Annotated in this window: 23 protein-coding genes and 1 pseudogene; 8 read left to right on the forward strand and 16 right to left on the reverse strand. The window is 45.2% G+C overall.

Annotation, left to right across the window (positions count from 1 at the left end; genetic code table 11):
• Nucleotides 1-13: 13 nt before the first annotated feature.
• A complete protein-coding gene (gene arsB, locus ACIFQN_RS18320; protein WP_429834462.1) occupies nt 14-1,057 on the forward strand; it encodes an ACR3 family arsenite efflux transporter in 1,044 nt (347 codons plus the stop codon).
• 19 nt (nt 1,058-1,076) lie between these two features.
• Nucleotides 1,077-1,481, forward strand: coding sequence for an arsenate reductase (thioredoxin) (gene arsC / locus ACIFQN_RS18325; RefSeq protein WP_429834463.1), 405 nt, complete (start codon nt 1,077-1,079; stop codon nt 1,479-1,481).
• 78 nt (nt 1,482-1,559) lie between these two features.
• Here arsC and ACIFQN_RS18330 read toward each other — a convergent pair whose 3' ends face one another.
• From ACIFQN_RS18330 to ACIFQN_RS18345, 4 genes are all read right to left on the reverse strand, one after another.
• Nucleotides 1,560-3,062, reverse strand: a complete 1,503-nt coding sequence (locus ACIFQN_RS18330) for a sodium:solute symporter family protein (protein WP_429834464.1) — start codon at nt 3,060-3,062, stop codon at nt 1,560-1,562.
• Complete coding sequence (locus tag ACIFQN_RS18335) at nt 3,062-3,340, reverse strand: hypothetical protein (RefSeq protein WP_429834465.1); 279 nt, start codon at nt 3,338-3,340, stop codon at nt 3,062-3,064. Before ACIFQN_RS18335 ends, ACIFQN_RS18330 begins: the two co-directional genes overlap by 1 nt.
• Before the next feature lie 158 nt (nt 3,341-3,498).
• Nucleotides 3,499-5,799 (reverse strand): N,N-dimethylformamidase beta subunit family domain-containing protein, encoded by a 2,301-nt coding sequence (locus tag ACIFQN_RS18340; protein ID WP_429834466.1) that lies wholly within the window; start codon nt 5,797-5,799, stop codon nt 3,499-3,501.
• 24 nt (nt 5,800-5,823) lie between these two features.
• A complete protein-coding gene (locus ACIFQN_RS18345) occupies nt 5,824-6,207 on the reverse strand; it encodes a hypothetical protein (RefSeq protein WP_429834467.1) in 384 nt (127 codons plus the stop codon).
• Nucleotides 6,208-6,359: 152 nt separating this feature from the next.
• On the opposite strand from ACIFQN_RS18345, the gene ACIFQN_RS18350 reads away from it, so the two are divergent.
• On the forward strand, nt 6,360-7,457 hold the full coding sequence (locus tag ACIFQN_RS18350) for a response regulator transcription factor (protein WP_429834468.1): 1,098 nt from the start codon (nt 6,360-6,362) through the stop codon (nt 7,455-7,457).
• 50 nt (nt 7,458-7,507) lie between these two features.
• Here ACIFQN_RS18350 and glnA read toward each other — a convergent pair whose 3' ends face one another.
• The 7 genes from glnA to infC form a co-directional block, all read right to left on the reverse strand.
• The gene (gene glnA, locus ACIFQN_RS18355) at nt 7,508-8,842 is read right to left on the reverse strand and encodes a type I glutamate--ammonia ligase (protein ID WP_429834469.1); all 1,335 of its coding nucleotides are present in this window, start codon (nt 8,840-8,842) and stop codon (nt 7,508-7,510) included.
• 34 nt (nt 8,843-8,876) lie between these two features.
• Complete coding sequence (locus ACIFQN_RS18360) at nt 8,877-9,287, reverse strand: MerR family transcriptional regulator (protein WP_429834470.1); 411 nt, start codon at nt 9,285-9,287, stop codon at nt 8,877-8,879.
• 159 nt (nt 9,288-9,446) lie between these two features.
• On the reverse strand, nt 9,447-10,727 hold the full coding sequence (locus ACIFQN_RS18365; protein WP_429834471.1) for an aminotransferase class I/II-fold pyridoxal phosphate-dependent enzyme: 1,281 nt from the start codon (nt 10,725-10,727) through the stop codon (nt 9,447-9,449).
• Nucleotides 10,728-10,735: 8 nt separating this feature from the next.
• A complete protein-coding gene (hflX, locus tag ACIFQN_RS18370) occupies nt 10,736-12,028 on the reverse strand; it encodes a GTPase HflX (RefSeq protein WP_429834472.1) in 1,293 nt (430 codons plus the stop codon).
• 115 nt (nt 12,029-12,143) lie between these two features.
• Entirely contained in the window at nt 12,144-13,097 is a 954-nt protein-coding gene (locus ACIFQN_RS18375; RefSeq protein WP_429834473.1) for an AAA family ATPase, read from the reverse strand.
• A 234-nt stretch (nt 13,098-13,331) separates the two neighbouring features.
• Complete coding sequence (locus tag ACIFQN_RS18380) at nt 13,332-14,093, reverse strand: DUF4184 family protein (RefSeq protein WP_429834474.1); 762 nt, start codon at nt 14,091-14,093, stop codon at nt 13,332-13,334.
• 155 nt (nt 14,094-14,248) lie between these two features.
• Nucleotides 14,249-14,734, reverse strand: a complete 486-nt coding sequence (gene infC / locus ACIFQN_RS18385) for a translation initiation factor IF-3 (RefSeq protein ID WP_429834475.1) — start codon at nt 14,732-14,734, stop codon at nt 14,249-14,251.
• A gap of 177 nt (nt 14,735-14,911) precedes the next feature.
• Here infC and ACIFQN_RS18390 point away from each other — a divergent pair, with 177 nt between their 5' ends.
• Both ACIFQN_RS18390 and ACIFQN_RS18395 read left to right on the forward strand, forming a co-directional pair.
• Nucleotides 14,912-15,382: a MarR family winged helix-turn-helix transcriptional regulator gene (locus ACIFQN_RS18390; RefSeq protein WP_429834476.1), complete on the forward strand. Its 471-nt coding sequence runs from the start codon at nt 14,912-14,914 to the stop codon at nt 15,380-15,382.
• 42 nt (nt 15,383-15,424) lie between these two features.
• Complete coding sequence (locus ACIFQN_RS18395; protein WP_429834477.1) at nt 15,425-16,657, forward strand: multidrug effflux MFS transporter; 1,233 nt, start codon at nt 15,425-15,427, stop codon at nt 16,655-16,657.
• 122 nt (nt 16,658-16,779) lie between these two features.
• Here ACIFQN_RS18395 and hfq read toward each other — a convergent pair whose 3' ends face one another.
• From hfq to ACIFQN_RS18415, 4 genes are all read right to left on the reverse strand, one after another.
• Nucleotides 16,780-17,019: an RNA chaperone Hfq gene (hfq, locus tag ACIFQN_RS18400; RefSeq protein WP_429834478.1), complete on the reverse strand. Its 240-nt coding sequence runs from the start codon at nt 17,017-17,019 to the stop codon at nt 16,780-16,782.
• Nucleotides 17,020-17,048: 29 nt separating this feature from the next.
• Nucleotides 17,049-18,008 carry a tRNA (adenosine(37)-N6)-dimethylallyltransferase MiaA gene (gene miaA, locus ACIFQN_RS18405; RefSeq protein WP_429834479.1) on the reverse strand — a complete coding sequence of 320 codons (960 nt, stop codon included), beginning with the start codon at nt 18,006-18,008 and terminating at the stop codon, nt 17,049-17,051.
• Nucleotides 18,005-18,790: a class I SAM-dependent methyltransferase gene (locus tag ACIFQN_RS18410; RefSeq protein ID WP_429834480.1), complete on the reverse strand. Its 786-nt coding sequence runs from the start codon at nt 18,788-18,790 to the stop codon at nt 18,005-18,007. The genes miaA and ACIFQN_RS18410 overlap by 4 nt, the downstream gene beginning before the upstream one ends.
• Before the next feature lie 260 nt (nt 18,791-19,050).
• Nucleotides 19,051-20,454 carry a Kelch repeat-containing protein gene (locus ACIFQN_RS18415; RefSeq protein WP_429834481.1) on the reverse strand — a complete coding sequence of 468 codons (1,404 nt, stop codon included), beginning with the start codon at nt 20,452-20,454 and terminating at the stop codon, nt 19,051-19,053.
• Between the two features lie 595 nt (nt 20,455-21,049).
• Between ACIFQN_RS18415 and ACIFQN_RS18420 the strand changes: the two genes are divergently transcribed.
• From ACIFQN_RS18420 to ACIFQN_RS18430, 3 genes and pseudogenes are all read left to right on the forward strand, one after another.
• On the forward strand, nt 21,050-21,208 hold the full coding sequence (locus ACIFQN_RS18420; protein WP_429834482.1) for an IS3 family transposase: 159 nt from the start codon (nt 21,050-21,052) through the stop codon (nt 21,206-21,208).
• A gap of 233 nt (nt 21,209-21,441) precedes the next feature.
• Nucleotides 21,442-22,017: a hypothetical protein gene (locus tag ACIFQN_RS18425; protein ID WP_429834483.1), complete on the forward strand. Its 576-nt coding sequence runs from the start codon at nt 21,442-21,444 to the stop codon at nt 22,015-22,017.
• Between the two features lie 42 nt (nt 22,018-22,059).
• Nucleotides 22,060-22,443 (forward strand): annotated as a pseudogene (locus ACIFQN_RS18430) (tyrosine-type recombinase/integrase); the annotation flags it as partial.
• Here ACIFQN_RS18430 and mutL read toward each other — a convergent pair.
• On the reverse strand, nt 22,395-24,425 hold the full coding sequence (mutL, locus tag ACIFQN_RS18435) for a DNA mismatch repair endonuclease MutL (protein ID WP_429834484.1): 2,031 nt from the start codon (nt 24,423-24,425) through the stop codon (nt 22,395-22,397). The pseudogene ACIFQN_RS18430 and the gene mutL sit on opposite strands and share 49 nt — an antisense overlap.
• Between the last annotated feature and the right edge of the window lie 15 nt (nt 24,426-24,440).

Raw genomic sequence — 24,440 nt, forward strand, 5'->3', positions numbered from 1 at the left:
AAAGGAGTGTTTCATGAAACAACTTTCTTTTTTAGATCGATTTTTAACCCTGTGGATTTTCCTTGCCATGGCGCTCGGGATATTAATTGGGACTTTCTTTCCGTCTTTTACAGGCGGGTTAAATCATTTGCAAATAGGCACCACATCCATCCCTCTTGCCATTGGCTTGATTTTGATGATGTATCCCCCTTTAGCAAAAGTTCGCTACGAGGAGATGGGACGTGTTTTCAAAGACCGTAAAGTTCTTTTCCTGTCTCTTATTCAAAATTGGGTGATTGGCCCCATTCTAATGTTCTTGTTGGCCATCCTTTTCTTGCCAGATAAACCGGAATATATGGTAGGTCTGATTATGATTGGCTTGGCACGTTGTATTGCCATGGTGATTGTTTGGAATGACTTAGCAAAAGGAGATACAGAATATGCAGCTGGTCTTGTGGCATTCAATTCTGTGTTTCAAATGCTTTTCTTTTCTGTATATGCCTATGTGTTTGTCACCGTAATTCCAGAATGGCTTGGCATTCAAGGTGCAGTCGTTAATATTACCATGACAGAAGTAGCAAAATCGGTGTTCATCTATCTGGGTATCCCCTTTCTTGCGGGGATGCTGACACGCTTAACTTTAGTAAGGGCAAAGGGCAGACAGTGGTATGAGAAAGTGTTCATTCCAAAAATAAGCCCCCTCACGCTGATTGCTTTACTCTTTACCATCGTGGTCATGTTTTCCATCAAAGGAGAAAGCATCATAAGTGTACCAGTAGATGTCGTTCGTATCGCGATTCCACTTCTCATTTATTTCATCTTGATGTTCTTTATTTCTTTCTTCATGGGGAAGAAAATTGGTGCAAACTATCCAGTTACTACGACCCTTGCGTTTACTGCAGGCAGTAATAACTTTGAGCTGGCAATTGCTGTGGCCGTCGGTGTGTTTGGAATTCACTCGGGTGCCGCCTTTGCAGCTGTCATCGGGCCTCTTGTCGAAGTTCCTGTAATGATTGCATTGGTCAATGTAGCATTATGGTTCAAGCGTAAATATTTTGCCAACACGTATCCTAATTGAAGCGGAGATGGTGAGCACATTGGAAAGCAAAAAAACAATCTACTTCTTATGCACAGGAAATTCTTGCCGTAGTCAAATGGCGGAAGCATGGGGAAAGAAATATTTAGGTACCACGTGGAATGTCCTTTCTGCTGGGATTGAAGCCCATGGGGTCAATCCCAATGCCGTTCGAGCTATGCAGGAAGTTGGAATAGACATTTCTGATCAATCATCAGATGTAATCGATCCTGATCTATTAAATAAAGCGGATCTAGTCGTCACGTTATGTAACCATGCAGATGCTATTTGCCCAACAACACCTCCGCATGTAAAACGTGTCCATTGGGGATTTGACGACCCGGCCGGGAAAGAATGGTCTGAGTTCCAACGAGTTCGTGATGAAATTGGGGCCCGCATTCAGAAGTTTTCAGAAACAGGAGAATAATACTATTCCGATAGAAGAGCAGCCCCCGGGATTCCCGAGGGCCGTTTGTTTAACCTTTTGAATATCTCGATGAACTTTCTATACAACGTCACTCTCCAATTTAAAATTGCCTTCCTCTACTTTCCGTTTTGATTTTTCCCTAGCTACCTCGATATCCTTCCAAAGATCTTCTACATGAGCTTCCACCGGCTTAAGATATCCTGCAACAAACATCACAAGGAAGGCAATGATGGTTCCATAAATTCCACTTGACCAGCCATACTCACCAATAAATGCAGGATTTGCCACACTGAGATACATAGACATCGTTGTTCCAATCAAAATGGCAGCGATTGCCCCCTCTTTATTGGCACGCTTCCAATAGAGTCCGAGCAAAACTACCGGAAAGAGCATGATAATCCCCTGATAACTCAATAGCGCAATAAAAATCAGCTTGCCGTTGTCAACGGTAGCCATCGCCAAGGCCAATAATCCAAGGATAACAACAGAAATTCTTGCGATCTGTAACGCTTTTTGATCTGATATTTTCCGGTTAATCACTTTGGCAAGATCACTTGAGATCGAGGTGGACATCGCTTGGATGATTCCCGATACTGTTGATACGCTGGCAGCCATAATGAGAACGCTCATTAAAGCAAGAGGCAGTGGGCCAGCTTCATTCGCAATCCACATATAAGCTTCTTCCGGATGAGTTCTGGGGTACTCCATCGAATGCATGACCTGTCCAAGGAATGTAAATGATGCCCAAAATATGATTCCTAAAATTGGAGCCAAAAGAGTTGACTTTTTAACCGCCCTTAAGCTCTCCGCTGCAAATAACTTGTTATAAACCCAAGGCCACATGAACCCGCCTAATCCACTAGCTACGATAATGGATGTCCAGTAAGGGGTGGGAGGATTCCATCCGGGTCCGGGGTAAGTCAGTACTTCGGGATAATTCTGATTAAGAAGGTCCATACCACCACGAAAGCTTCCGAAGAAATGATAAATCAACCAGAACATAAGACCGGTACCAACTATGAACATAAACGCCCCTTGAAAAAGATTAGCGGTGATGACCGATCTCATTCCACCTGTAGCTACATAAAGCAATACGACAACGACTCCAATCAACATGCCCCAGAAAGGACTTAATTTTCCGCCTGTCGCATAACTAAAGACATAGCCTTGGGTAATCCATTCCATCAGAAGCCACGGGAAAGTAAAAATAACCCCTGAGAAGCCAACGATGAGGCGAAGCGCTTTGCTTCGATAGCGCAAATCCATTAGTTCTGCCTGCGTATTTATTTTGTACTTCTTTCCCCATAGATACGTCTTCTCACTTACAAGATACATGATAAACAGGGTCATGGCGCCATAGGCGATGACATATACACCAATAAAACCGTATCCTACAGAAAATCCGGCCCATGCTGTAAAGGAAGCGCCCACATACCACGTTGAAAAAACGGCTAGGGCGATCGAAATCATTCCAAAACTACCGCCAGAAGTAGCATAATCGTCAAAATTTTTGACACCGAAGTTTTTTCGATTAATGAAAAGGATCACGGCAAAAAAGAGAATGATGGATAGAATAGCCACTACGTATCACTCCCTTTTTTCGAGTATGCAAGTTCTCTTTCAGTGGCCTCTTCTATTTCGATATCCAAATCCCCGTTTATCGAATCTGTAAAGTACCAGACAGCCATTAATAGAGCGATGCAAAGAGCCAGAAATAAATGCCAAAACATCACAAAAGGAACACCTACTACCCAAGGTTCAATACGATTAGACCAATCGAACAATCCTGGAAAGCTTATCAGCATGATTAAAGCGATAAACACACTGCTAAACAAAAGTGTCCGTGTACTTCTTTTCATAACATTCCCCCCTTTAAGCCTCTTTGATGGTTTTCACGCCCGACTTACCGCTTTTCAATTGCACCTTATCCAATCTCTCGGGAAGGAGGGTGTATAACTTGCCATAAATCCTTCGATGACAAGTTATACACTTACTCATTTCAAATTATCTGTATTTACTAACTTCCTACCGCTTGATGAGAGCCTACCGTTTCCCATGACAGCGGTTCATCCAGCATAAATTTATTCAATACATTTCCTAGGATTTGAGAAACGTTATTGTCGTACTTGTTATGAGATAAACTACCGAGGAATGCAATTGAACCTGTTGAGAAAACGGCACCTCCATTCGGTGTCGGAAAATAAGTAATATCAGCTCGAACTTTCGGGTTCTCTGCGCCACTTAAACCGGGACCTGGAGAAAACAATTCTTCTGTAACGGGATTATACGTAACCGTGTGACCTTCTGAAGACGCTAGGAGCAAAGTCTCCGCTGGTGTTCCGAGCGAAAGATCATAAGCATCGAGCTCTAGTCCTGCTGCCCCACCACCAACCAAACCAAAATTGCCGATCAACTCGTCTGTGCCGATTCCCTCGAAGATCCACGAAACTCTTGGATCAAAGCTATCAGGATTTCGACGATAGTAGGAGGAAACATCAAATCCTTGAGCCACAAATCCAACTCCAGTAAGCTTTTGGGGTGCTCTTCCTCTATGTCTCCAAATCCCGCCATATTCTCCGCTAAAACTCAGATGCAATTCTCCCGCTTCCGCTTTCCATGTATTTACAGCGTGTTTCTTGCGGACCTCTATAATCTCCGGATTTTCCGGGTTATATTGAATGATCCAATAAAAACCGTTGCCGCCTAAATACACAAATCTCCCACCAAGATGCTGGTACTCTTCAATACCATCTAACATATCTTTGGAATAATATTCTGGGTGCGAGCCGGTGAGCAGGACATTATACGGCTTCAGAAGGTCAACCCCTTCTTCATGTAGGTCATGATCCGTTATCACATCGAAGTCATACCCCTTTTCTGTCAACCAATCTACCAGATGCAGGTCTGCATTAAATTGCCACAAGGACGGAGATAGGTTAATCTTGACTTTCGGCCTCATATTGAGTATAGGCCGAAGCGGTGATGAATAGCAGGTTCCACTTCCATCAGAATGTGTCTCGTATGTGGAGTGTCCAAATTCTTGATGCTCCATCAGGTAGAGGTCATGTTCTTCTATAATCGGAGCTCTCGCAGTCATCAATTGAGTAAGAGGACCATCATGGAATTTGGTATTTGCATAAGCGAGGTAGCTAGCTGTTGGGATCAGTAGTGCAATTTTAGCCGTTGCTGTTCCTTTTTTAGGTCGTACAAAAAAAGTAACATAGTCTTCCTCTTCACCGGCTTTTACGTGTGCCGCATATACGCCGCTTTTAAAGTGATCGGGGATGTCAAATTCAAAATCCACTTCCCACTGTGCATCAGTAAGGTCGTCATCATGAAAATGTATCGCACCATATTGCTCAGGAGCATGGACAAAATGATGTTCATCACCTGTCCAGTTGTAGCCTGTCATTGCTCGCGCCGGGAGATTTACCGCTGTTCCGTGAAGCTTGTTCTCTGATTGATCAATAATCTTGCTGGGCTCAGCAATCCCTGTCCGGCCAATGTTCGCAGCAAAGTCCCAAGCTGCTACCAGGTCATCAAACGGAGTATTTACACATTGCTCCATTTCTTCTTGTTTGAGTGGACGATCCGCAACACGTGGTCTATCTATTTTTCCATTATAAATTCCCTTTACAATGTTCCTGTTGGAGTCCTTACCATGAAAAAATCCCGCCATAATAAAAGGAGCGTCATTGTCAGCTTTCGGTTTTAGCTTGATAACAGCTGTAGCGTGTGCAGTCATATTCTCCAGCGAATACCGAAGAGAAAATCTGCCGTTAAACGTCTCAACGATAGGTTTTTGAAATACGGTAACTGTACCCGTGGATGCGTCAAAAGAGGCTCCTACCAAAAACCAGCATCTTTCTACTAGTTTTTTTTCAGTCGTTATTTTTTCAACTTTCCCACTTCCATCTCCAATCCATAATGCTAAGCAGCCACTTTCATCTATAAATAAACCATAACCAGCTTTTGTTGAATCATTCCATTTTGTGAGAAGACCTTGGACCCCTTTGTCTGGTGTAGTTGGCCAAATCATCGCTTGTAACGTAAAACTCTGAATGTTTCTGAATAATCCGTCGTCCGGAACATGTATATACGATCCACTGTAAATGTTTTGTCTTCTTCCTGCGTATTCTTTGTTGATATTTGTCTCGATTGTTTTTATCTTAAGTCCAGGTCCCTCGGGATTTACATCTCCATGAATTAACTGAACGATTTCAGCTTGATATTTCTCATGAGTTTCACAATTAATCATGAATTTTATTTTTTGTCCTGGCTCTACCCTTAGTTTGTTCGTATATCCATTAATCGCCATAAACTAACACTCCCTTTGTAGTAGTTACACTTCAACCCCATATTTTCTTAATCGCTTTAAGAAAAGCCCATGTTCAGCTGCTTCTATGGAATCAAAACTTTCATCCCAAAATATGGTTGGACGCTTACCTCGATCATCTGGATATTCACCTAAATGCCACTCCTTTTCGGGCTTCGTACAAACAACGACATACTTTCCTTCCAACTGCTCATGATGTCTTCGAAAATACCTCAAAACAAGACCAAGATTTTCACTATGCTTCCCTATCGGTTTCACTCTGTGTTCTGCTACAAGTTCTTTTGTAATCAGCGGTTTAATCGTCGTTTCGAAAATTCTCTTATCAATATCCATGTAGACAGCCTTATCTTTCGTTTTTTGAACCATTTCCTTCCCTCCATCATTCGTCATTTTGTCACCCCTGACCTTATTGAAAATTCGGATAACTCTGTGGACTTCTTGGCTGTTTGTTTTTTATAATTATGGCAAGGCAAGCGATGAACGCCAATTACCCGAAAGGATAATCTTTCAGACAACACTGTTTTTTATGGAGGGATCTCATCATGGATTTTTCAAAGAAAGAATACGCACAGTTTTTTCATCTCTTTAATGAGATTCGTGTTCCACTCCCTCTATTTCGCAAAAAGGTGCAGGCTTTGTTTGCCGATTTATTTGGGTTTAGGCATACACTGTTTTGGTTAGCCGATGAACAAGGGAACCTTTACAATCCGGAAATTTGGAATCACCCAGATCAATTGGTCTGGGATTACATAGAATGCTTTTTTCAATTTGACTTTTTGCACCCGCAAAAACAACTGTCTACTTTTTCTACCTTTCCAGCACTGCGGATGAATGAAGTGATATCATTTTCTGAATATGAAAAATCGGATTATTATTCCATGTTCATCCGTAAGTATAATTACTACGACGAATTGGTTGTCTATTTTACGGATGAAGGAAGACTTTGTGGTGTAATCGGGCTGCTACGATTAAAGGATGAAAAGCCATTTACCCCAAAAGATTGCAAGCTCTTGCACTTCCTTTCTAATCACATTGGTCACTTATTGGCCAATAGTATACGAATGGAAGATATCAATTACCAAAAAAGGCTGTTTGAAACTCGTACAAATGTTTCAGATGTCGGTACGATTTTAGTTGGCGACAATCACAGAATTTATTTTTTCAATGAGGCTGCCCAAAATATTTGCAAGGAATTTACGATGAGTTCCAATTCCATCGAACTGTTCTTAAATCAATATGTGTATCCCCATTCAAATTGGAAATTTGGATTGAATAAAAAAGTAAGGTCTCTAACCAAGAAACAATGGACGATTCAAGTCATTCCTGAAATAAAGGATAATTCGAGTACTCAAGCATACCAATACGGCATCTATCTATTATCCGGGGAAGAATCGATCGGGCAGGATTCGATCGAACGACGATTATCCGAACGAGAGATGGAGATTTCTGAGCTGGTTATAAAAGGGCGTACGAATGAGCAAATTTCTGAAGAGCTTTGGATCAGTGTCAATACAGTAAAAAAGCATCTGAGGAATATTTACGAAAAGCTTGATGTAAATAATCGGACAAGTCTAGCTTATGCTTATAAGTCAGCATCGACTGTTAAGGTATTCGGACAAAACGGTAGACCAAAAAAGTAGAAGAAAAAACCCCTCGTACCGTACGGTACAAGGGGTTTACGCTTCTTATCTTAGTAAGTGCTCATGTACTGCTCGCGCTCCCAATCGTGGACGCGAGTTCTAAACATATCCCACTCAATTTCTTTTGCTTCTACAAAGTGGATCAGTGCGTGTTCGCCCAGAGCTTCGCAGATGACAGAGTCTGCCTTGAGGCATTCGATGGCTTCCTTCAAAGTAGACGGCAAGCTGGAAATTCCGTTTTCTTCACGTTCTTCTTCGTTCATCACATAGATATTGCGGTCAATCGCAGGAGGAGCTGCCAATTTGTTTTTGATTCCATCCAAACCTGCTTTCAGCATAACAGCCAAAGCCAAGTAAGGGTTTGTAGCCGGGTCTGGGCTGCGCACCTCAATACGCGTACTAACACCACGAGAAGATGGAATGCGGATCAATGGAGAACGGTTTTTCGCAGACCAAGCTACATAGCAAGGTGCTTCGTATCCAGGTACGAGACGCTTGTACGAGTTAACCAACGGGTTGGTGATCGCAGTAAACCCACGTGCGTGCAGCAAAATACCTGCCAGGTAATGTTTCGCTGTTTCGCTCAAGCCTAGCTCGTCAGACTCGTCAACAAATACATTTTCATTGCCTCGGAAGAGCGATTGGTTCGCGTGCATACCAGAACCTGCTACACCGTACAGAGGTTTTGGCATGAATGTCGCGTGCAAACCATGCTTGTGAGCGATCGTTTTTACAACCAGCTTGAAGGTCAAGATTTGGTCAGCGGCTTTCAATGCATTTGCGTATTTAAAATCGATCTCGTGTTGACCTGGAGCTACTTCGTGGTGAGAAGCTTCGATTTCAAAGCCCATTTTCTCCAGAGTCAAAACGATATCGCGACGGCAGTTTTCACCGAGGTCGAGTGGAGCAAAGTCGAAGTATCCGCCTTGGTCGTTCAGATCAAGAGTAGGTTCGCCTTTAGCATCAAGCTTGAACAGGAAGAATTCAGGTTCTGGACCGACATTAAACGCGGTATAGCCCATTTCTTCCGCTTCTTTCAAAGCACGCTTCAGGATATAGCGAGGGTCTCCCTCGAATGGAGTGCCATCTGGATTGTAAATATCGCAAATCAGACGAGCTACCCTGCCGTGCTCGTTGCCCCAAGGGAACACGACCCACGTATCCAAATCCGGTACAAGATACATATCGGATTCTTCAATGCGCACGAAGCCTTCGATCGAAGAACCATCGAACATCATTTTGTTGTCGAGTGCCTTAGGCAGCTGAGAAGATGGAATCTCAACGTTTTTAATAACCCCGAGCAGGTCGGTAAACTGAAGACGAATGTACCTTACGTCCTCTTCTTTGGCCAAACGCATAATGTCTTCTCTGGTAAACTTGCTCAAATTTCTCTCCTCCTGTCTCTATAACGGCTTTATATCAGTGGAAGAAGCGGGATAGCTCTCCACGTGTCAATGCGCCCTCGCCATGACGAGATGCATTGTGATACATGATCTGTTGCCTTAGGAGCTGATGTAGATCCTTGTCAGACATCTCTTTACGTTTCGCCTCAGACGCCGTAGAAATCTCTGTCTGTACCGGGGTGGGATCATTCAGTTGCAGTACTTGCTTGATACCTGCAATGTTTAGTCCCTTTTCAATCAGGGCTTTAATCTCCAGCAAACGATCTACGTCATTGAAGGAAAAGAGCCTCTGCTTCCCTTCGGTGCGGGCTGGCTGAATTAGGTCATTTTGTTCGTAATAGCGAATCTGCCTCGCAGTAAGATCAGTCAATTTCATGACGATCCCAATGGGAAAGAGGGCCATATTGCGGCGAGAATCATCACCCATGACTCGTCCCTCCTCTATCGTGTTCCTTATGCCTTATTCTATTCAAAACCCAAATCTCTGTCAACAGATGTAAGAAAATATTACACCGAAATGTTTTTTGCACGAAAAAAAAGCGACTTTCCACTCCCTAAGGTGGATCATCGCTGTTTTTACGGTCAATTAAGATTCAGCAGGCAGATCGAGCAAGCCTTTTTCAATCATCCCATTCAAAGCGGTCAGAATGCCCACTTTCACATGGGAGTAGGTTAATCCCCCTTGAACAAACCCTAAATAAGGAGGACGGATCGGCCCATCTGCCGAAAATTCGATGCTCGCCCCTTGAATGAACGTACCTGCAGCCATGATGACGGGATCTGCATAACCTGGCATTTCACTTGGATACGGGGTCACATGCGAGTCAACTGGCGCTGATTTTTGTATCCCTTGGCAAAAGGTAATCAGTCGTTCCGCGGTACCGAACTCGACCGATTGAATCAAATCTGTTCGCGGTTCATGCCAGAGTGGATTCGTTCTGAAGCCAAGACGCTCGAGGAGAGCGGAAGAAAAAACCGCCCCTTTCAATGCTTCCCCTACAACGTGCGGCGCAAGGAAAAAGCCCTGGAACATTTCGAGCAGAGAGTAAAGTGATGCCCCTCCCTCTGCCCCGATGCCGGGTGCCGCCATCCGGTACGAGGCGAGTTGAACCAAATCCGCCCGCCCTACAATATATCCACCGGTCTTGACTAAACCGCCACCCGGGTTTTTGATCAATGAACCAGCCATAATATCGGCTCCGACATTTAGCGGTTCATACTCCTCGGTAAACTCCCCGTAGCAATTGTCAACAAACACGATCAGCTCTGGTTTCATTTCTTTGACCATCCGAATCATTTCTTGGATCTTTTGGATGGTAAAGGATGGCCGGTCTGCATAACCACGAGAGCGTTGGATGCCAATCACTTTTGTTTTATCGGTGATGGCTTCGGCTACTGCCAGAAAATCAATCTCACCCTCTGGGGTCAGTGGAACATAGCTGTAACCGATTCCGTAGTCTTTGAGTGAGCCTTGTCCTTCGCCACGTACACCCACGACTTCTTCCAATGTATCGTAGGGCTTTCCGGTAATATAGAGCAAGTCGTCACCAGGACGCAGTATTCCAAACAGAGAAATCGCAATCGCATGGGTCCCGGAAATGATGTGCGGGCGAACCAGAGCTGCCTCTCCGCCGAATACATCCGCATAAATGGACTCCAGTGTGGCGCGCCCTGAATCATCGTAGCCGTATCCGGTTGAGGGAGAAAAATGAAATTCGTTTACTTCGTGCTTCTGAAAGGAACGAAGTACTTTAAGCTGATTCGTGTCCACCATCGCTGAAATCTGTCTATGCCGTTCTGAGATGGTTGCTTCTACCTCCATTACGAGAGGACGAAGCTTTTCACCATGGGAAAAATATTGGAACATCAGTTATCTTACCAACTCTCTTCAACAGTCTCTGGTTTATCCAGGAGGAAAGGAGCAATCCGTCCATAGATCGGATGATCCCGATTTACGCGTACAGTAACGCGGTAGGATTCTTCCTCTTCATCAAATTGCTGATCCATCTCCACGCCTTCCCGATGCAAGAGCGATAAAATGTCTCCCCGCTCGACTGGAACACGCAGTGTCATCTCATTGAAGGAAGCGAGTGCAAAAGACTCGATTTTCTCCAGGAGCTGCTTCAAATCCGCTTCACGCATGGCAGAAATCAAGATAGACTCTTCCGTACGCGGCAAATAGGAACCCTCGGGCAGCACATCTGCTTTGTTGAAGACAACTAACCGTGGAATCTCCTCTGCTTTCAGCTCGTTCAAAATCCGTTCTACAACTTCCATGTGAATCTGGAAGTCGGGATGATGGCTGTCTACGACATGAAGGATTAAATCCGCTTCTTTTACGCCCTCTAGAGTCGAACGAAATGCCGCGACCAGGCTTGTCGGCAAATCTTGAATAAAGCCTACCGTATCTGTCAATAACACTTCAAGGCCACTCGGCAGTGAGAGCTGACGTGTTGTAGGATCGAGGGTAGCGAAAAGCTTGTCTTCTTGCAGGGTACCCGCTCCTGTCAACTGATTCAAAATCGTGGACTTGCCAGCATTCGTATAGCCTACAAGCGCAACCTGGAAAACATTGTTTTTCTTCCGCCGCTCGCGGTGCAACTGTCTGGTTCTCACGGTATCATTCAATTGCTGCTTGAGCTCACTGATTCTTTTTCGGATATGACGGCGGTCGCTTTCCAGTTTGGATTCACCGGGACCACGTGTCCCGATTCCGCCCCCGAGTCTTGAGAGCTGTTTGCCTTGTCCTGCCAAACGCGGGAGTAGATAATTATACTGCGCGAGTTCTACCTGGATTTTCCCTTCACGTGACTGTGCACGTCCAGCGAAGATATCCAGTATGAGCTGCGTCCGATCAATCACTTTGCAATCAAACACCCTATCCAGATTACGTGTCTGGCTTGGCGAAAGCTCGTCATTGAAAATGATTACATCTACTTCTAGCTCTTCTGCTCGCTGGGCGATTTCATCAATTTTGCCTGTTCCCAAATACCAGGCTGAGTCAACTCGGTCCCTATTTTGTGTAATGACATCAAGAACGTCTACACCTGCTGTATCTGCCAGTTCATGTAATTCTTCCATAGACAGACGTGTTCGCTCTTCGTCCCGGTTATCCAAAAAACAACCGACCAATATAGCTGTTTCTGTCGTTTTGATCAGATCGTTCACCGATTCACGCCCTTTCTTCCCCTATCATACCACATTTTCCCCTATTCGATATCGTTCCACGGGCAGCCAAACTAAATCCTCTTCTGGCGTTAAAACCCTCCTCTATTGAGGAGGGTTAGAATTGAAAATCTTCTGCTCTTAATTTGACGAGATCATCACGAGAAAGCTTATCTGCTTTAAACAACCGAATCGCTTGAGCCCGGATCGCTTTTTCAATGCAATTTCGAATGAATCGTGCATTGCTAAAATTTTCATGAAAGGGATTATCTACGATTTGACTAACGGACTGCCTCAATTTTTCCAAGGAATCTCTTCCTAAATCAAAGTCCTTATTTCTCGTCATTAAAGTTGCAATCTCAATCAGTTCATCTACACTATAATCGTTGAATTTTATATGAACTGGAAACCGGGATGGTAAACCTGGGTTAAGCTCCAGGAAGCTGTCCATTTCATCATTGTATCCAGCAATGACGCAAATGAATTCTGTGTTGGAGTCTTCTAGTGCTTTTGTCAAACAATCCACAGCTTCCTTGCCGAAATCCTTTTCTCCGCCACGCGCCAACGAATACGCTTCATCTATGAACAAAATCCCCCCGAGCGCTTTCTTAACCAGATCTCTTGTTTTTTGCGCAGTATGTCCGATGAATTCTCCGACCAAATCTGCCCGTTCTACCTCAATCAAATGCCCTTTGCTCAAAATGCCCATCTCACGAAACATTTTTCCGAATAAACGGGCTACCGTTGTTTTTCCTGTCCCTGGATTTCCTTTGAACACCATGTGAAAAACTTGTTTTTCCAGCTTTAAGCTATGTTTCTCCCGCTCCTTGTTGATCTTTGTCAACGCATAGATCTCGTAAATCGTCCTCTTTGCTTCCTGTAATCCGATGAGATTCTCGAGCTCCTCGAATAAAGCAGCCAGTTCTGAAGGGGCTGATACACGAACCTTTTCAGATAATGTGATCGGTTGTTTTATCGGTAATTCACGATGATTAAAGACCACTTGGATTCGATTGGATGCACTGACAGTACCATTCACATCTATGGAATTTTCGCTCATCGCTTGTCGCATAATCGATCACCCACCTTGAACAGCTTTTACACATGGTTCATCCGGTTATCCTTGTAGAAAATAGGAAGAGGCTGCTTCGCATTTTACTCCCATGTACTAACGAATATGTTTCACCACTGCGTTAGATACATGTTTGAGCAGGATAGCTGCAGGTTGAAAAGCGGTAGGCTCAACATGCGATCACCTGCCTTATGGTCATACATTAAGTATACTCAGGCACCGGGTAATCCTGCCTTATTTTTTCAATCTGGCCTTGTCCAGCCACCATCCAAGTACGATCAGAGTAGCCATGCATCCCGATAGAAAAGGAACGATATGTACAAGCGGTTCCGTGATGGATAATGTCCCTTTGGCATGTAGCGAGTACAGACAAGCAACAAGTAGACCACCCGCGGCTATCCCGCTCCAAAACAGCCATTTTTCTAAAGCCCTGACTTGGGGCGGAGCTGAGACGGTAGACACCCTCGCACGACCCTCATTCCAAATGACAAATGCGATGGCAGCGAAACCTGCACCCGTGCTTCCGTGCTGCAATATTTTGTACACAGGCACATCCATAACGCCAAGTGAAATATGCTGCTGTAGGAGCCAAACGCGATTCACGAAAAAAGCTCCTTTGTGTGTGAAGGCATCCCAGGCAATGTGGGTCAAGCTGCCGAGAAGTCCAGAGTATAGAAATACCAACATAGATTTCCACGACCGTAACTGCCATGTTGACGGATCACCTGCGGATAATCCCCTTCCGATCCACTCAGGCAAGTAAACGATCATTGGTTTCTTAATGACGCCGTGATAAAGCAGTGAAAGGAGTATTACGAGCGGTAGATCAAACCAGAGCACCCCCATGAACGTGTGGCTAAACTTACTTAAGGGCTGCATCCGAAAAAAATATTCAAAATCAGGAGCCATACTGCCAAAAACGAGTGCGGTAAAGGAAAACCATTTGCACTTTCTCAAAGGTAGAACAATGGCAGGATGGGCAAACGTAAAAGGCATGGAATCACTCTCTTTTTCTTCTTTTCTCTGATAAACGTGGTTTACTTCCCAAAAGATACATAGGTTATTGCCCACACAAAAAAACGACATGAAAAAGGGTACTTCACTGCAAGCGCCCTTTACCATGTCAGCTATGGGTGGGGATATTTGATAAACTAGATAGGTAGCATTACGGCCATTACCTGCTTACCACTGACCTGAATTCCCTTATCCTGCTTCCCGCAATGGGCAAGGTCACGGACAAGCTGTTCAACCAGTTGTTTCGCTTCTTTGCTCTCCTTTTTCTCTAACCGGACAATCAGTTGCACGGAATCCCCTGCAGAAAGTATACGCTCAGCTTGCCGTTTTTTGGTATCATAATCATGATCCTCGGTGAAAGCACTCAGACGGATTTCCTTTACTTTTGCTCCTTTTTCGGCTTTTCGATTTTTAGCACTTTCCGCTACGACTTGTTGTTTATAATCGGAGCGACTTACCAACTGGCACAAAGGAGGACTGCTCAGAAGCGAGAGGCATACTAGATCAACACGCAGCTCCTTTGCCATCTGCAAAGCTTCTTTTGTAGCAACAATGCCGAGGTCCTCGCCATTTATACCCGTAAGCTGTACTTCTGCAGCTTTTATCTTTTCATTAAGAATCATCAATTCGTCACCTAAAGCCTTTCTACTATTGTTTCGGGAAGCTCAAGCCTTCTTCTACAAAACGATACGAATATCCTCCCTCCTTTTACGATGGAGAATAAAACGAGTATTGACACTCGATTGAGAATCATTTACATTAACGCTTAGTTAGCCAGCTAACAAACCGGAGGTAGAACTGTGGATTTTGATTATTCTCAAGCTTTGACACATACGATGGGGCATGTGATGAAGCTACACCGTCAAAATGTTGAAATGCTCATCCAAAAATACGATGTATACCCCGGACAACCCATTCTGCTCATGAGACTTGCGAACACGGATGGTTTGATCCAAAAAGAGCTTGCAAGGCGCATCTCGGTAAAGCCCGCAACGTTGACTGTTATGATCAATCGAATGGAAAAGTCCGGACTCGTCGTGCGAAGGCCAGATGAGCGGGATCAACGAATCTCGCGGGTATTCTTGACAGACAAGGGGCGTGTAGCGAGTCAGGCAGTCAAAGAGGCACTCCGAATACTGGAAAAACAATGTTATGCCGGTTTCACCTCCGAAGAAAAAGAAGTACTGCATGGCATGCTCGAGCGGATGCACACCAACATGCAGAATTTTTATGTTGAAAACAGTCCGCAACCAACAGATGCTAAGAAATAATCGCATTCGTTCTATGTGGTAAAGAAAGGATTGAAGAACTCCTTGAATAATCATGCCAGAGAAATGGATTCCTCGTCACTATCGGAAAACAAGTCTCGCCGACTTTGGATGGCAACCATTCTAGGTTCACTATCTGCGTTTGGTCCTTTGTCGCTCGATATGTATTTACCTGCGCTACCAATGCTCGAAAGTGACCTGCAAACAACCACCTCCATGGCCCAATTGAGTCTCACCGCCTGTTTGATTGGTCTTTCCGTGGGTCAATTGTTCGCTGGACCTCTCAGCGATGTTCGTGGGCGACGCATGCCGCTTCTGATTGGACTGATTTTGTACGCTGTTTCTTCGTTTTTGTGTGCGGTGGCTCCCTCAATCTGGACATTCGTTCTGCTTCGTTTTGTACAGGGGATGGCCGGCTCAGCTGGGATCGTTATTGCTCGGGCTACTGTTCGCGATTTGTATTCCGGTACGGAGTTAACGAAATTTTTTGCGCTCCTGATGCTGATCAACGGAATTGCTCCCATTGCCGCTCCCATTGCTGGAGGACAGTTATTGCAAGTCACGACTTGGCATGGTGTGTTCGTTGTACTTGGACTCATTGGCATCATTATGTTTTTGACCGTATTGTTCGCACTTCCGGAAACTTTGCCACCAGGACGCCGTTCCAAGGCTGGTATTGGCAATACGCTAGCTACGTTTAGCAATTTATTTAAAGATCGTGTGTTTATGGGATACGCACTTTCGCAAGGTCTTGTCACGGCGGCAATGTTCGCTTACATCTCCGGTTCTCCTTTTGTGTTTCAACAAATTTTTGGAGTTTCCCCGCAAGGCTTCAGTTTAATCTTTGCAACGAACGGGGTCGGAATTATTATTGCTAGTCAAATTACAGGAAAGCTCGCGGGTAAGGTAAAAGAAACCACTCTGTTTATTTGCGGGATTTCAATTGCAGTCATCGGAGGCATGACCCTTCTTAGCATGATTCTTTTGGACGCGGGACTTGTTGCCGTTCTGATCCCTCTCTTTTTTGTTGTATCGAGTGTCGGAATTGTCGGCGCAACTGGTTTTTCACTGGCTATGCAAAATCAAAGCAAGGCAGCAGGAAGTGCTTCGGCCCTCCAAGGATTGCTTTCCTTTGTGAGCGGCGGAATTGTTGCCCCGCTCGTAGGCATCGCCGGAAACAGCACAGCCATCCCGATGGGCATTGTCATTTCGATCTCTACGATTGGAGCCATTCTCTGCTACACATTTATGATTCGCGGCAAAAGAGTTGTTTCTTGATCCACTTTCGCAGTTATAGCGACGCCGGGATAAGGACTTGTTCCTTATCCCTTTTCCTTTTAAGTGCCTGTAAAGAAAAAAGCCAAGATCGAAGGGATCCTGGCTGGGTGCGGTACATGACTTTACTGTTGGGTGTTTTCCTGCGACATCAGCGACACAGGACGTTGCGGTGTGAATGTGGAGATCGCATGCTTGTATACCAACTGTTGCTTACCTTCGCTATCAATCACGATAGTGAAATTATCGAACGCTTTAATATACCCACGCAATTGAAATCCGTTCACCAGATAAATGGTGACCGCGATGTTTTCTTTACGCAAATGGTTCAAGAACGTATCTTGAATGTTGATCGTCTGCTTCATGTACACTACCCCCTAAAAGGACTTGTATGTTATATATTCGGCAATTGTTGAAACTTTCCTGCCAATATCTGCTTGATAGTTTGCACGGTATTCGGATGGTCTGCCGGATCTGTCATGTCAAACCACTCGATTTCGGGCATTCTTCGGAACCACGAAAGCTGCCGTTTTGCAAAATGTCTCGTTCGCTTCTGAATATCATTAATTGCCTTCTCAAGCGTAATTTCACCGTATAGGTAAGGTACCAGTTCTTTGTACCCCAGTCCTTGCATAGAAACAAGAGACGGATCGTACCCTTGATCCAGCAAGCCTCTTACTTCCTCAATTAGACCAGCTTCAATCATGAGTTCAACGCGATGATTAATCCGCTCATACAGCTTGGCGCGGTCCATGGTCAGCCCGATAATCACCGCATCATAGGGTGAATGCTGTGCCCGCAATTGAAAGTCAGACATTTTATATCCGCTGCACTCGTAAATTTCCAGAGCGCGTATCACGCGTTTTACATCATTCGGATGCAAGCGCCGAGCCGTTATGGGATCGACATCCGCCAACCTCGCATGAAGCGCTTCTGCTCCTTCGGTGTCAGCCAACCGCTGCAATCGCTCACGCAGCTCTGGATCTTGCGAGGTCTGGGAAAATTGAAAGCGGTGAGTAACCGATTCTATGTAGAGACCCGTTCCGCCCACAATGAACGGAAGACACCCACGTTGATTAATATCGGTGATGAGGCTTGTTGCACTTTCCTGAAAGGTGGCAACCGAATATTCCTCATCAGGATCTTTAATATCAATGAGATGATGCGTCACTATGGCCAGCTCGTCTGGACTCGCTTTTGCCGTCCCAATGTCCATTCCACGATAGACCTGCATAGAATCTCCGGAAATGATCTCTCCCTCGAACTGTTTGGCCAGTTCAAGGCTGAGTTGGGTCTTACCTACGGCTGTCGGGCCCAAGATGACCACAAGCTTTTCTCTCTGCTGCAAGGTCACTCCCCTCCACCTATCTCTTTGTAGCTGTACACGACCTGCTGGCCGCCAGAGCGAAATGGGATAAAACCAAAGCGCTCGTACATCCTTCCTGTTTTTCCTTCTTTCAAAACTACACGTTTTCTGGCAACCCGCAAAGCTTCGGAAACAGCTTCCTCGCAAAGCGGCTGCTGATTGGCAAACTCACGGACTCCAGCGATCCCAGATGAGCTCTGAACCGTCATTTCGAACATCGGGTCAAAATACACGACGTCAAAAGAACGATCAGAAAGACCCTTTAGCTCTTCCAAATGGTTATTGCAGCGTACCTCAATACGCCGCATCGCTTCCATCAACACTTCAGAGTCAGATGACCAATGACGAAGACCATCTTTTACCATGATGGCAAGCACTCGCTCAGACTCGATGCCAACCACTTTTCCCTCTACGCCAGTCGCATAGGAAAAAACAATCGAATCAGCACCCAATCCCAAGGTTGCATCCAACACAGTGTCCCCTGGATGAATTTGGCAAACAGCAAGCATAGTATCAGTATCGCCTCGCATAAGCCGCTTTATACGAAAAGCAGATGTGTTCGGGTGAAAAAAGAAAGGCTTCTTCCCCGGCACCTCCAGACGTGCTCCCTGTGCGGAAACCACCAATACCTCCTGGTCATTCTGCCGTTTTCGTATCTCGCTGAGGGATAGATCTTTGCGCTGTACTACCTGTAAACCAAATTGCTTCGCCAACTCAGTTGCATGGCGCAAGGTGGTAAGAGCGGGTTCTAGTCCTGTCGTAACGATCACGTGTCCGTTCCTTCCCTTACGTCTTCGTCCTAGTTGGACGGAAACTCTTTTATTGTAAGCAGGATTAATTTGGTGGTCAAATAGAATCTGTACCAAATTGTTTTCCCTTCCTCATTCCTTATCATACCATGTTTTCCTCCCCAAGCGTCGGGCTGAAGAATGATTTTGACAAAGCGCCATTCGACCTACGCAAAAAGACTCTCGTAGGACCGAGAGCCTTTTTGGCTATGCACGAAAACAAGATAGCCACAGCGAAATGCTTATGGGATATACCTGTAGCTATCCGAAATTAATTCTTCATTCTGGTTGCCAGCTGCGTCCACAAATGCTCCTTCATCCAGCTTGAATTGGATGCTTGTCCCTTTAGGCAGGAGATCTAGGACAATGCGTAGCTTATTTGTGGAAAAGGAAAGGCGATCTTCGTCACGCAAAGACAGATAGCTACCGCCGTCAATGGAGTACGAAAGCATGTCAATTAATTCATCCTGATCGCCCAGCAGCACGACATCCTCTTGGAATGGAATTTCCACGCTCAGCTGTGGCGAATAAATGAGCGTCGATGTCTTTTCGTTTCTTCCATCATAACCGCCAGCGAGTAAGACCCTTCCGTCTGGTAAAAGTCCGCCCATGGCCTCAAAACGGTTTGCTGGCAGCGATGTGGTTTCTTCCCATACATCTTTTTCAGAATCGTACATAAGAGCAGTGTTCACTCGATAACCACCTGCCACCAGTGCTTTTCCATTTTCGAGGGTAACGGCCACTGATTTGTATCGTTCCTCCGGCATGTTACTTACGAGTGTCCACTCATCCGCCTCAGGATTATACAACTCCGCTGAATCCAAAAAGCCAGTACTTCCCCCACCGACTACAAGCACTCGACCATCATTTAGAACGGTCGCGGCTAAACCTTCTCGCGCCACCTGCATGTCAGCTGCCTTGGTCCATTCATTTGTCTCTGGATCGTAGATTTCGGCTGACTTCAGATAACCTCTTTTAGACATCCCCCCGGTAACGAGAACCCTGCCATCTTCAAGTGAAACTGCCACCGGTTTAAAACGCTCGATCGTCATGGATGCACCAGGCTCCCAAGAGTCCGATTCCGGGTCGTAAATCTCAGTCGACTTTAACAGATTGTTCGGATTTCCAGAAGGGTCACCACCAACTACCAGCACTCTGCCATCTGGCAAAAGCGCCGCAGCAGGCCCATACCGAGCCACATTCATTTCCGCAATGGTGGACCACTTTTCCCGCTTCACATCGTATCTCTCGCCTGTTTTTAAGATGTTTCCTCCAACGACCAGAACATCGCCATCAGACAGGACCGCTGAGGCTCCTCCGTAACGGGCCTCATTCATGTCTTCCCCATCTTGCCATCCTGCCTCTTTTATATCGGCCTGATCGAATATCGGTGCTTCCCGATCAACTGTAAATACGCTGGCAGATGGCAGCGATACAAGTCCGTTGTTCCTATCCACAGCATACATCAGATAGGACTCTCGCTCGCGGAGCCTCGTTTCCTCAGGGACAAATAAAATCGTTGCTGCTTCATCTGCTGCAGATACAACTGTACTTCCTACCGCAGCCAATTCGATTTGCCCTTTGTCTTGCGGTGTTCCATTTGGTACTACGTACACCGTACCCGGCTTTGTGCTTTTGACCTTCACTGAAAATCCTGCCTCATACTCCCCCTTATTGATCCAAGTATCTCCGCCAGCCGTTTCTTCGGGAATCCATGAAACGACCGGGAGCTCTGCTGGTTCGCTATTCTCGTCTTCGGCCTTGATCCAGGCTTTCGTCCGAGCCTACACCGTGCGTGCGACTTTCATCGCACACGGCGTTCCATCAACGAACAGAAGGAACTGTTCTTTTACAACGGGCATTAGTAGTTTAACGTTCCAGTACTTGGAGATCTGCTATCCAAAGTTAATGCAGGTTAATCATTTTCCAGCATTTATGGATTAAATGCTCCAACGTCCACGGCGCGCCATCAACTCAGCTTCCATAACAGTTCCCTATCCGTTGTCAAAAGCTCCATTCTCACCCGAAAATCACTACACCTATTTCCCCTATAACCATTGACCAATTTTTGGTAATTCAGTATTTTTTCTAGTAAATGCGGCCGTAACCCCTTGGAAATCCGATGACATTCTAGAGGGTGCATTTTTATGGCAATCAGGGAGCAGAAGTTCAAGTCGTATCCAAGGCGGTTCGCTTACATCGTGAGGAAAAGCGGACCTATCGGCTCGTTGCGGCAATTGTTTGGACAATGCCGCCACGGAAAGCTTCTTCTCGAATCTCAAAACGAAAGCGCTTTATCCCTATGAGATTCGAGGTGTGGTAGAGGCACAAAGAAGAATGGAAGACTACATTTGCTTTTACAACGAGGAACGGACAATAAACAAGCTGACGCGGGTTTAATACCGACGCCAGCATGCAGTTAAATCACAGTTGATCCTTTGATAGAAACATTTGTTCGCCCTTGGTCTAAAAAAAGCCTCCCCGGATTTTCGCGCTTACTTCGCCATTTTGTTGATTTGTAAAATGACATGTTATCTCCCTAATTCACACTGTTGTTTAAACAGATGGAAAATAACCGAATATAAGAAACGTTTTATAAATATGTTCGTAATATACATAAGGAGGAATTTAATGTGAAAAAAAATTTGTTTATGGTCTGTGCTTTATTGGTTGCATTATTGACTGGTTGTTCTTCTCAATCAGATACTGACGATAGCAAAGAGACTCTCAACAGCGACAAAGAATATCAGGTAATAGTTGAAGAAACCAAAAGCGACTTCGTTTATCGGCTCGCAACCCAAGCGAGTGAATATTCAAAAGGCAAACCTGTAAAAATTTATGCGGAGCTTGAATACATAGGTGATGATGATTCAATAACCATTAGTCATGCTGCATCTCCATTTTGGTTCCCAATAATCGAAAAAACCAGGAACTTTAATATCGACTATGTTATGAATCAACCGCTAAAAAAAACAACGTTAATCCGTGGAAAGCCTATTCAAGAAGAGTACAAAGGAAGCGGTGCGTATAGTGACCAAGACCCACCTGAATACGTTGACTTTATAAAAAACATTATGTTGAAAAAAGAATTTCCCATAGGGGATTACGTTGTTAATGGGTTTGTATCTTTCGATGTAGAACCTAAAGCAAATAATGATACCGAGGAAAGTGTTAGCATTAAAGCTCAAGTAGAGTTTATTGTAAGATGATCAAAACCACCTCCACTTTATAAGACAGGACGCTCAAATCGTGTTATTTCGATTTCAGAAACACTTATTCATGAGCTTAAACATCATAAGGCATTACAACAACAGGACCATGAGCTTTTCGCTTTGAAGGATGGAAGTCCGCTTAACCCTAATTATGTGCATACCCATTTTAAAAGACTGGTTGGATCTCTGGATATTCCTAAGATTCGATTTCACAATCTCCGACACACTCATGCAACCATCATGCTTCGACTAGGTGAGCACCCCAAAATCGTCTCCGAACGCCTGGGGCACTCAAGTATTCAGATGACATTAAACACATATAGCCTATTAAGCCTTTTTATCACACCGAGTTTCCAAGCGGTATTCTTTATGATTTACATCACTCGTTTAAACATTTTCTCCAAATCATATCCCGTAAAATGAATCACAATCGGTCTTCCATGAGGACATGTAAATGGACTGCTAGTCTCTCGGAGTTGATTCAGCAGGCTTTCCATCTCTGCATGCGTCAAGTAGCGGTTGGCCTTAATCGATGCCTTGCAGGACATCATAATCGCAGCTTTTTCCCGCATTTGGACTACGTTTGCTTGATTGTTTTCTCCTGCTTCCAAAACAAACTGAAGCAATTCTTCAATGACTTCCAGCTCAGCGCCTTCCGGGAACCAGTGCGGGTGTGCCCTCACGATGAAGGTGCGACCTCCGAAAGCCTCTACCTCCAGCCCAAACGATTGAAGCAAAGGGAGCCGCTTTTCCAGCTTCACTGCTTCTGCCGATGTATACTCCACTGTGTGAGGAAAGAGCATAATCTGGCTGGCAATGTCTTCTCCAGCAAGCTTGTTCATGAAAAATTCGTAAAAGATCCTCTCCTGCGCAGCATGCTGGTCTATCAGGTACATGCCGCCATCATTTTGAGCGACGATATAGGTACCATGCACTTGTCCTACAGGATACATGACAGGGACTGCTGAGGTATCACGTACATCTCCTGGGACGTCTGTTAATGAATGGTCAACCATATCCGATTCTGACATCCAATCAGGTACTCCTGCATTCTTGTTTCGTACTTCTTGTGTCGATCCCTCAAGTAAATCCTGCTTCCCACTTTCTTGGACTGACTCGGTGCCCATGGTAGACGTTGCTCTTTCTAAAACGGCATTCTCGTTCGCGTAGGAAGCGATTGACTCCTTGATGGCAGGTCGAGAGAATATTGGATCCATTTCCAATTGGCTACTTGTTTGTACTGGTTCTTTTTGCGAAATCTCTTGCTTCGCCATCCATTCCTGCAGCCGGGGGCTCGCCTCTACTACAGATGATACCGGTACAGTCGGCTTGGGTACCTGCAGGTCAAACTGAGGCTGCACTACTTGATTGACGACTTTTGCTTTTGGGGTAGTCACCATAGGTCTGACGATTCCTAAGCCTTGCCGTAACGTATCTTTTACAGATTGTTCAACCGCACTGCATAATTCATCTTCCTTACTGAATTTAGCTTCCAGCTTGGCAGGATGGACGTTTACATCTACCAGCGTCGGATCCATTTCGATCTGGAGGGCCACAATTGGAAAGCGTCCAATCGGCAAAAGCGTATGGTAGCCTCGCATGATCGCATTATTCAGCGCAAAGCTGCGTACGTATCTCCCGTTCACCAAAGTGGAGAGATACGATCTGTTCGCACGGGTGACCTCCGTTTTGGACAAAAAACCGTTCCACCGAAAATCAAGTGTTTCTCCAGAAATCGGAAGCAACAGCTTCGCTACTTGAACGCCATAGATCGCAGCCATGACATGTAGCAGTTTGCCGTCGCCGGAAGTCTGGAGAAGTGTTTTGCCGTTGTGTGTCAGCGTAAAAGAAATGGACGGATGCGTCAGAGCTAGCCGATTGACGTAATCGGAAATATGTCCTACCTCGGTAGCAATCGATTTCATGTATTTCAGTCGTGCCGGCGTATTAAAAAACAAGCTGCGAACGCAAATTTCCGTCCCTTTTACTGCGGCGACATCCACTGCTTCCCCAAGCTGTCCACCTTCAATATTCACGCGCGTACCGACCTGACTGCTCGATTGACTGCTCGTTAACTCCATGCGCGAGACTGCCGCAATACTCGGCAGAGCCTCACCACGAAAACCAAGTGTGCGAATCCGAAACAAGTCACGGGCATGGCTGATTTTACTCGTAGCATGTCGCTCAAAAGCAAGAATGCAGTCTTCTCTGTCCATCCCTTGTCCGTTATCTACGATCCGTATCAGCTCCAGACCGCCTTCTTCGACATGTACCTCGATCGTCGTAGCAGAGGCATCAATCGCATTTTCCACCAATTCCTTTACTACCGATGCTGGCCGTTCTACTACTTCACCAGCAGCAATCATATTGGCAAGATGCTCATCCAGCAATTGAATGTTACCCATAGGCTCCCCCCCTTT

Source organism: Brevibacillus sp. NRS-1366 (assembly GCF_050467985.1).

Coding starts and splice junctions, on each gene's coding strand:
- arsB (WP_429834462.1), top strand. CDS start 14: ATGAAACAACTTTCTTTTTTAGATCGATTTTTAACCCTGTGGATTTTC.
- ACIFQN_RS18335 (WP_429834465.1), bottom strand. CDS start 3,340: ATGAAAAGAAGTACACGGACACTTTTGTTTAGCAGTGTGTTTATCGCT.
- ACIFQN_RS18340 (WP_429834466.1), bottom strand. CDS start 5,799: ATGGCGATTAATGGATATACGAACAAACTAAGGGTAGAGCCAGGACAA.
- ACIFQN_RS18345 (WP_429834467.1), bottom strand. CDS start 6,207: ATGACGAATGATGGAGGGAAGGAAATGGTTCAAAAAACGAAAGATAAG.
- ACIFQN_RS18350 (WP_429834468.1), top strand. CDS start 6,360: ATGGATTTTTCAAAGAAAGAATACGCACAGTTTTTTCATCTCTTTAAT.
- ACIFQN_RS18360 (WP_429834470.1), bottom strand. CDS start 9,287: ATGGGTGATGATTCTCGCCGCAATATGGCCCTCTTTCCCATTGGGATC.
- ACIFQN_RS18365 (WP_429834471.1), bottom strand. CDS start 10,727: ATGTTCCAATATTTTTCCCATGGTGAAAAGCTTCGTCCTCTCGTAATG.
- ACIFQN_RS18375 (WP_429834473.1), bottom strand. CDS start 13,097: ATGCGACAAGCGATGAGCGAAAATTCCATAGATGTGAATGGTACTGTC.
- ACIFQN_RS18380 (WP_429834474.1), bottom strand. CDS start 14,093: ATGCCTTTTACGTTTGCCCATCCTGCCATTGTTCTACCTTTGAGAAAG.
- infC (WP_429834475.1), bottom strand. CDS start 14,734: ATGATTCTTAATGAAAAGATAAAAGCTGCAGAAGTACAGCTTACGGGT.
- hfq (WP_429834478.1), bottom strand. CDS start 17,019: ATGAAGCAGACGATCAACATTCAAGATACGTTCTTGAACCATTTGCGT.
- mutL (WP_429834484.1), bottom strand. CDS start 24,425: ATGGGTAACATTCAATTGCTGGATGAGCATCTTGCCAATATGATTGCT.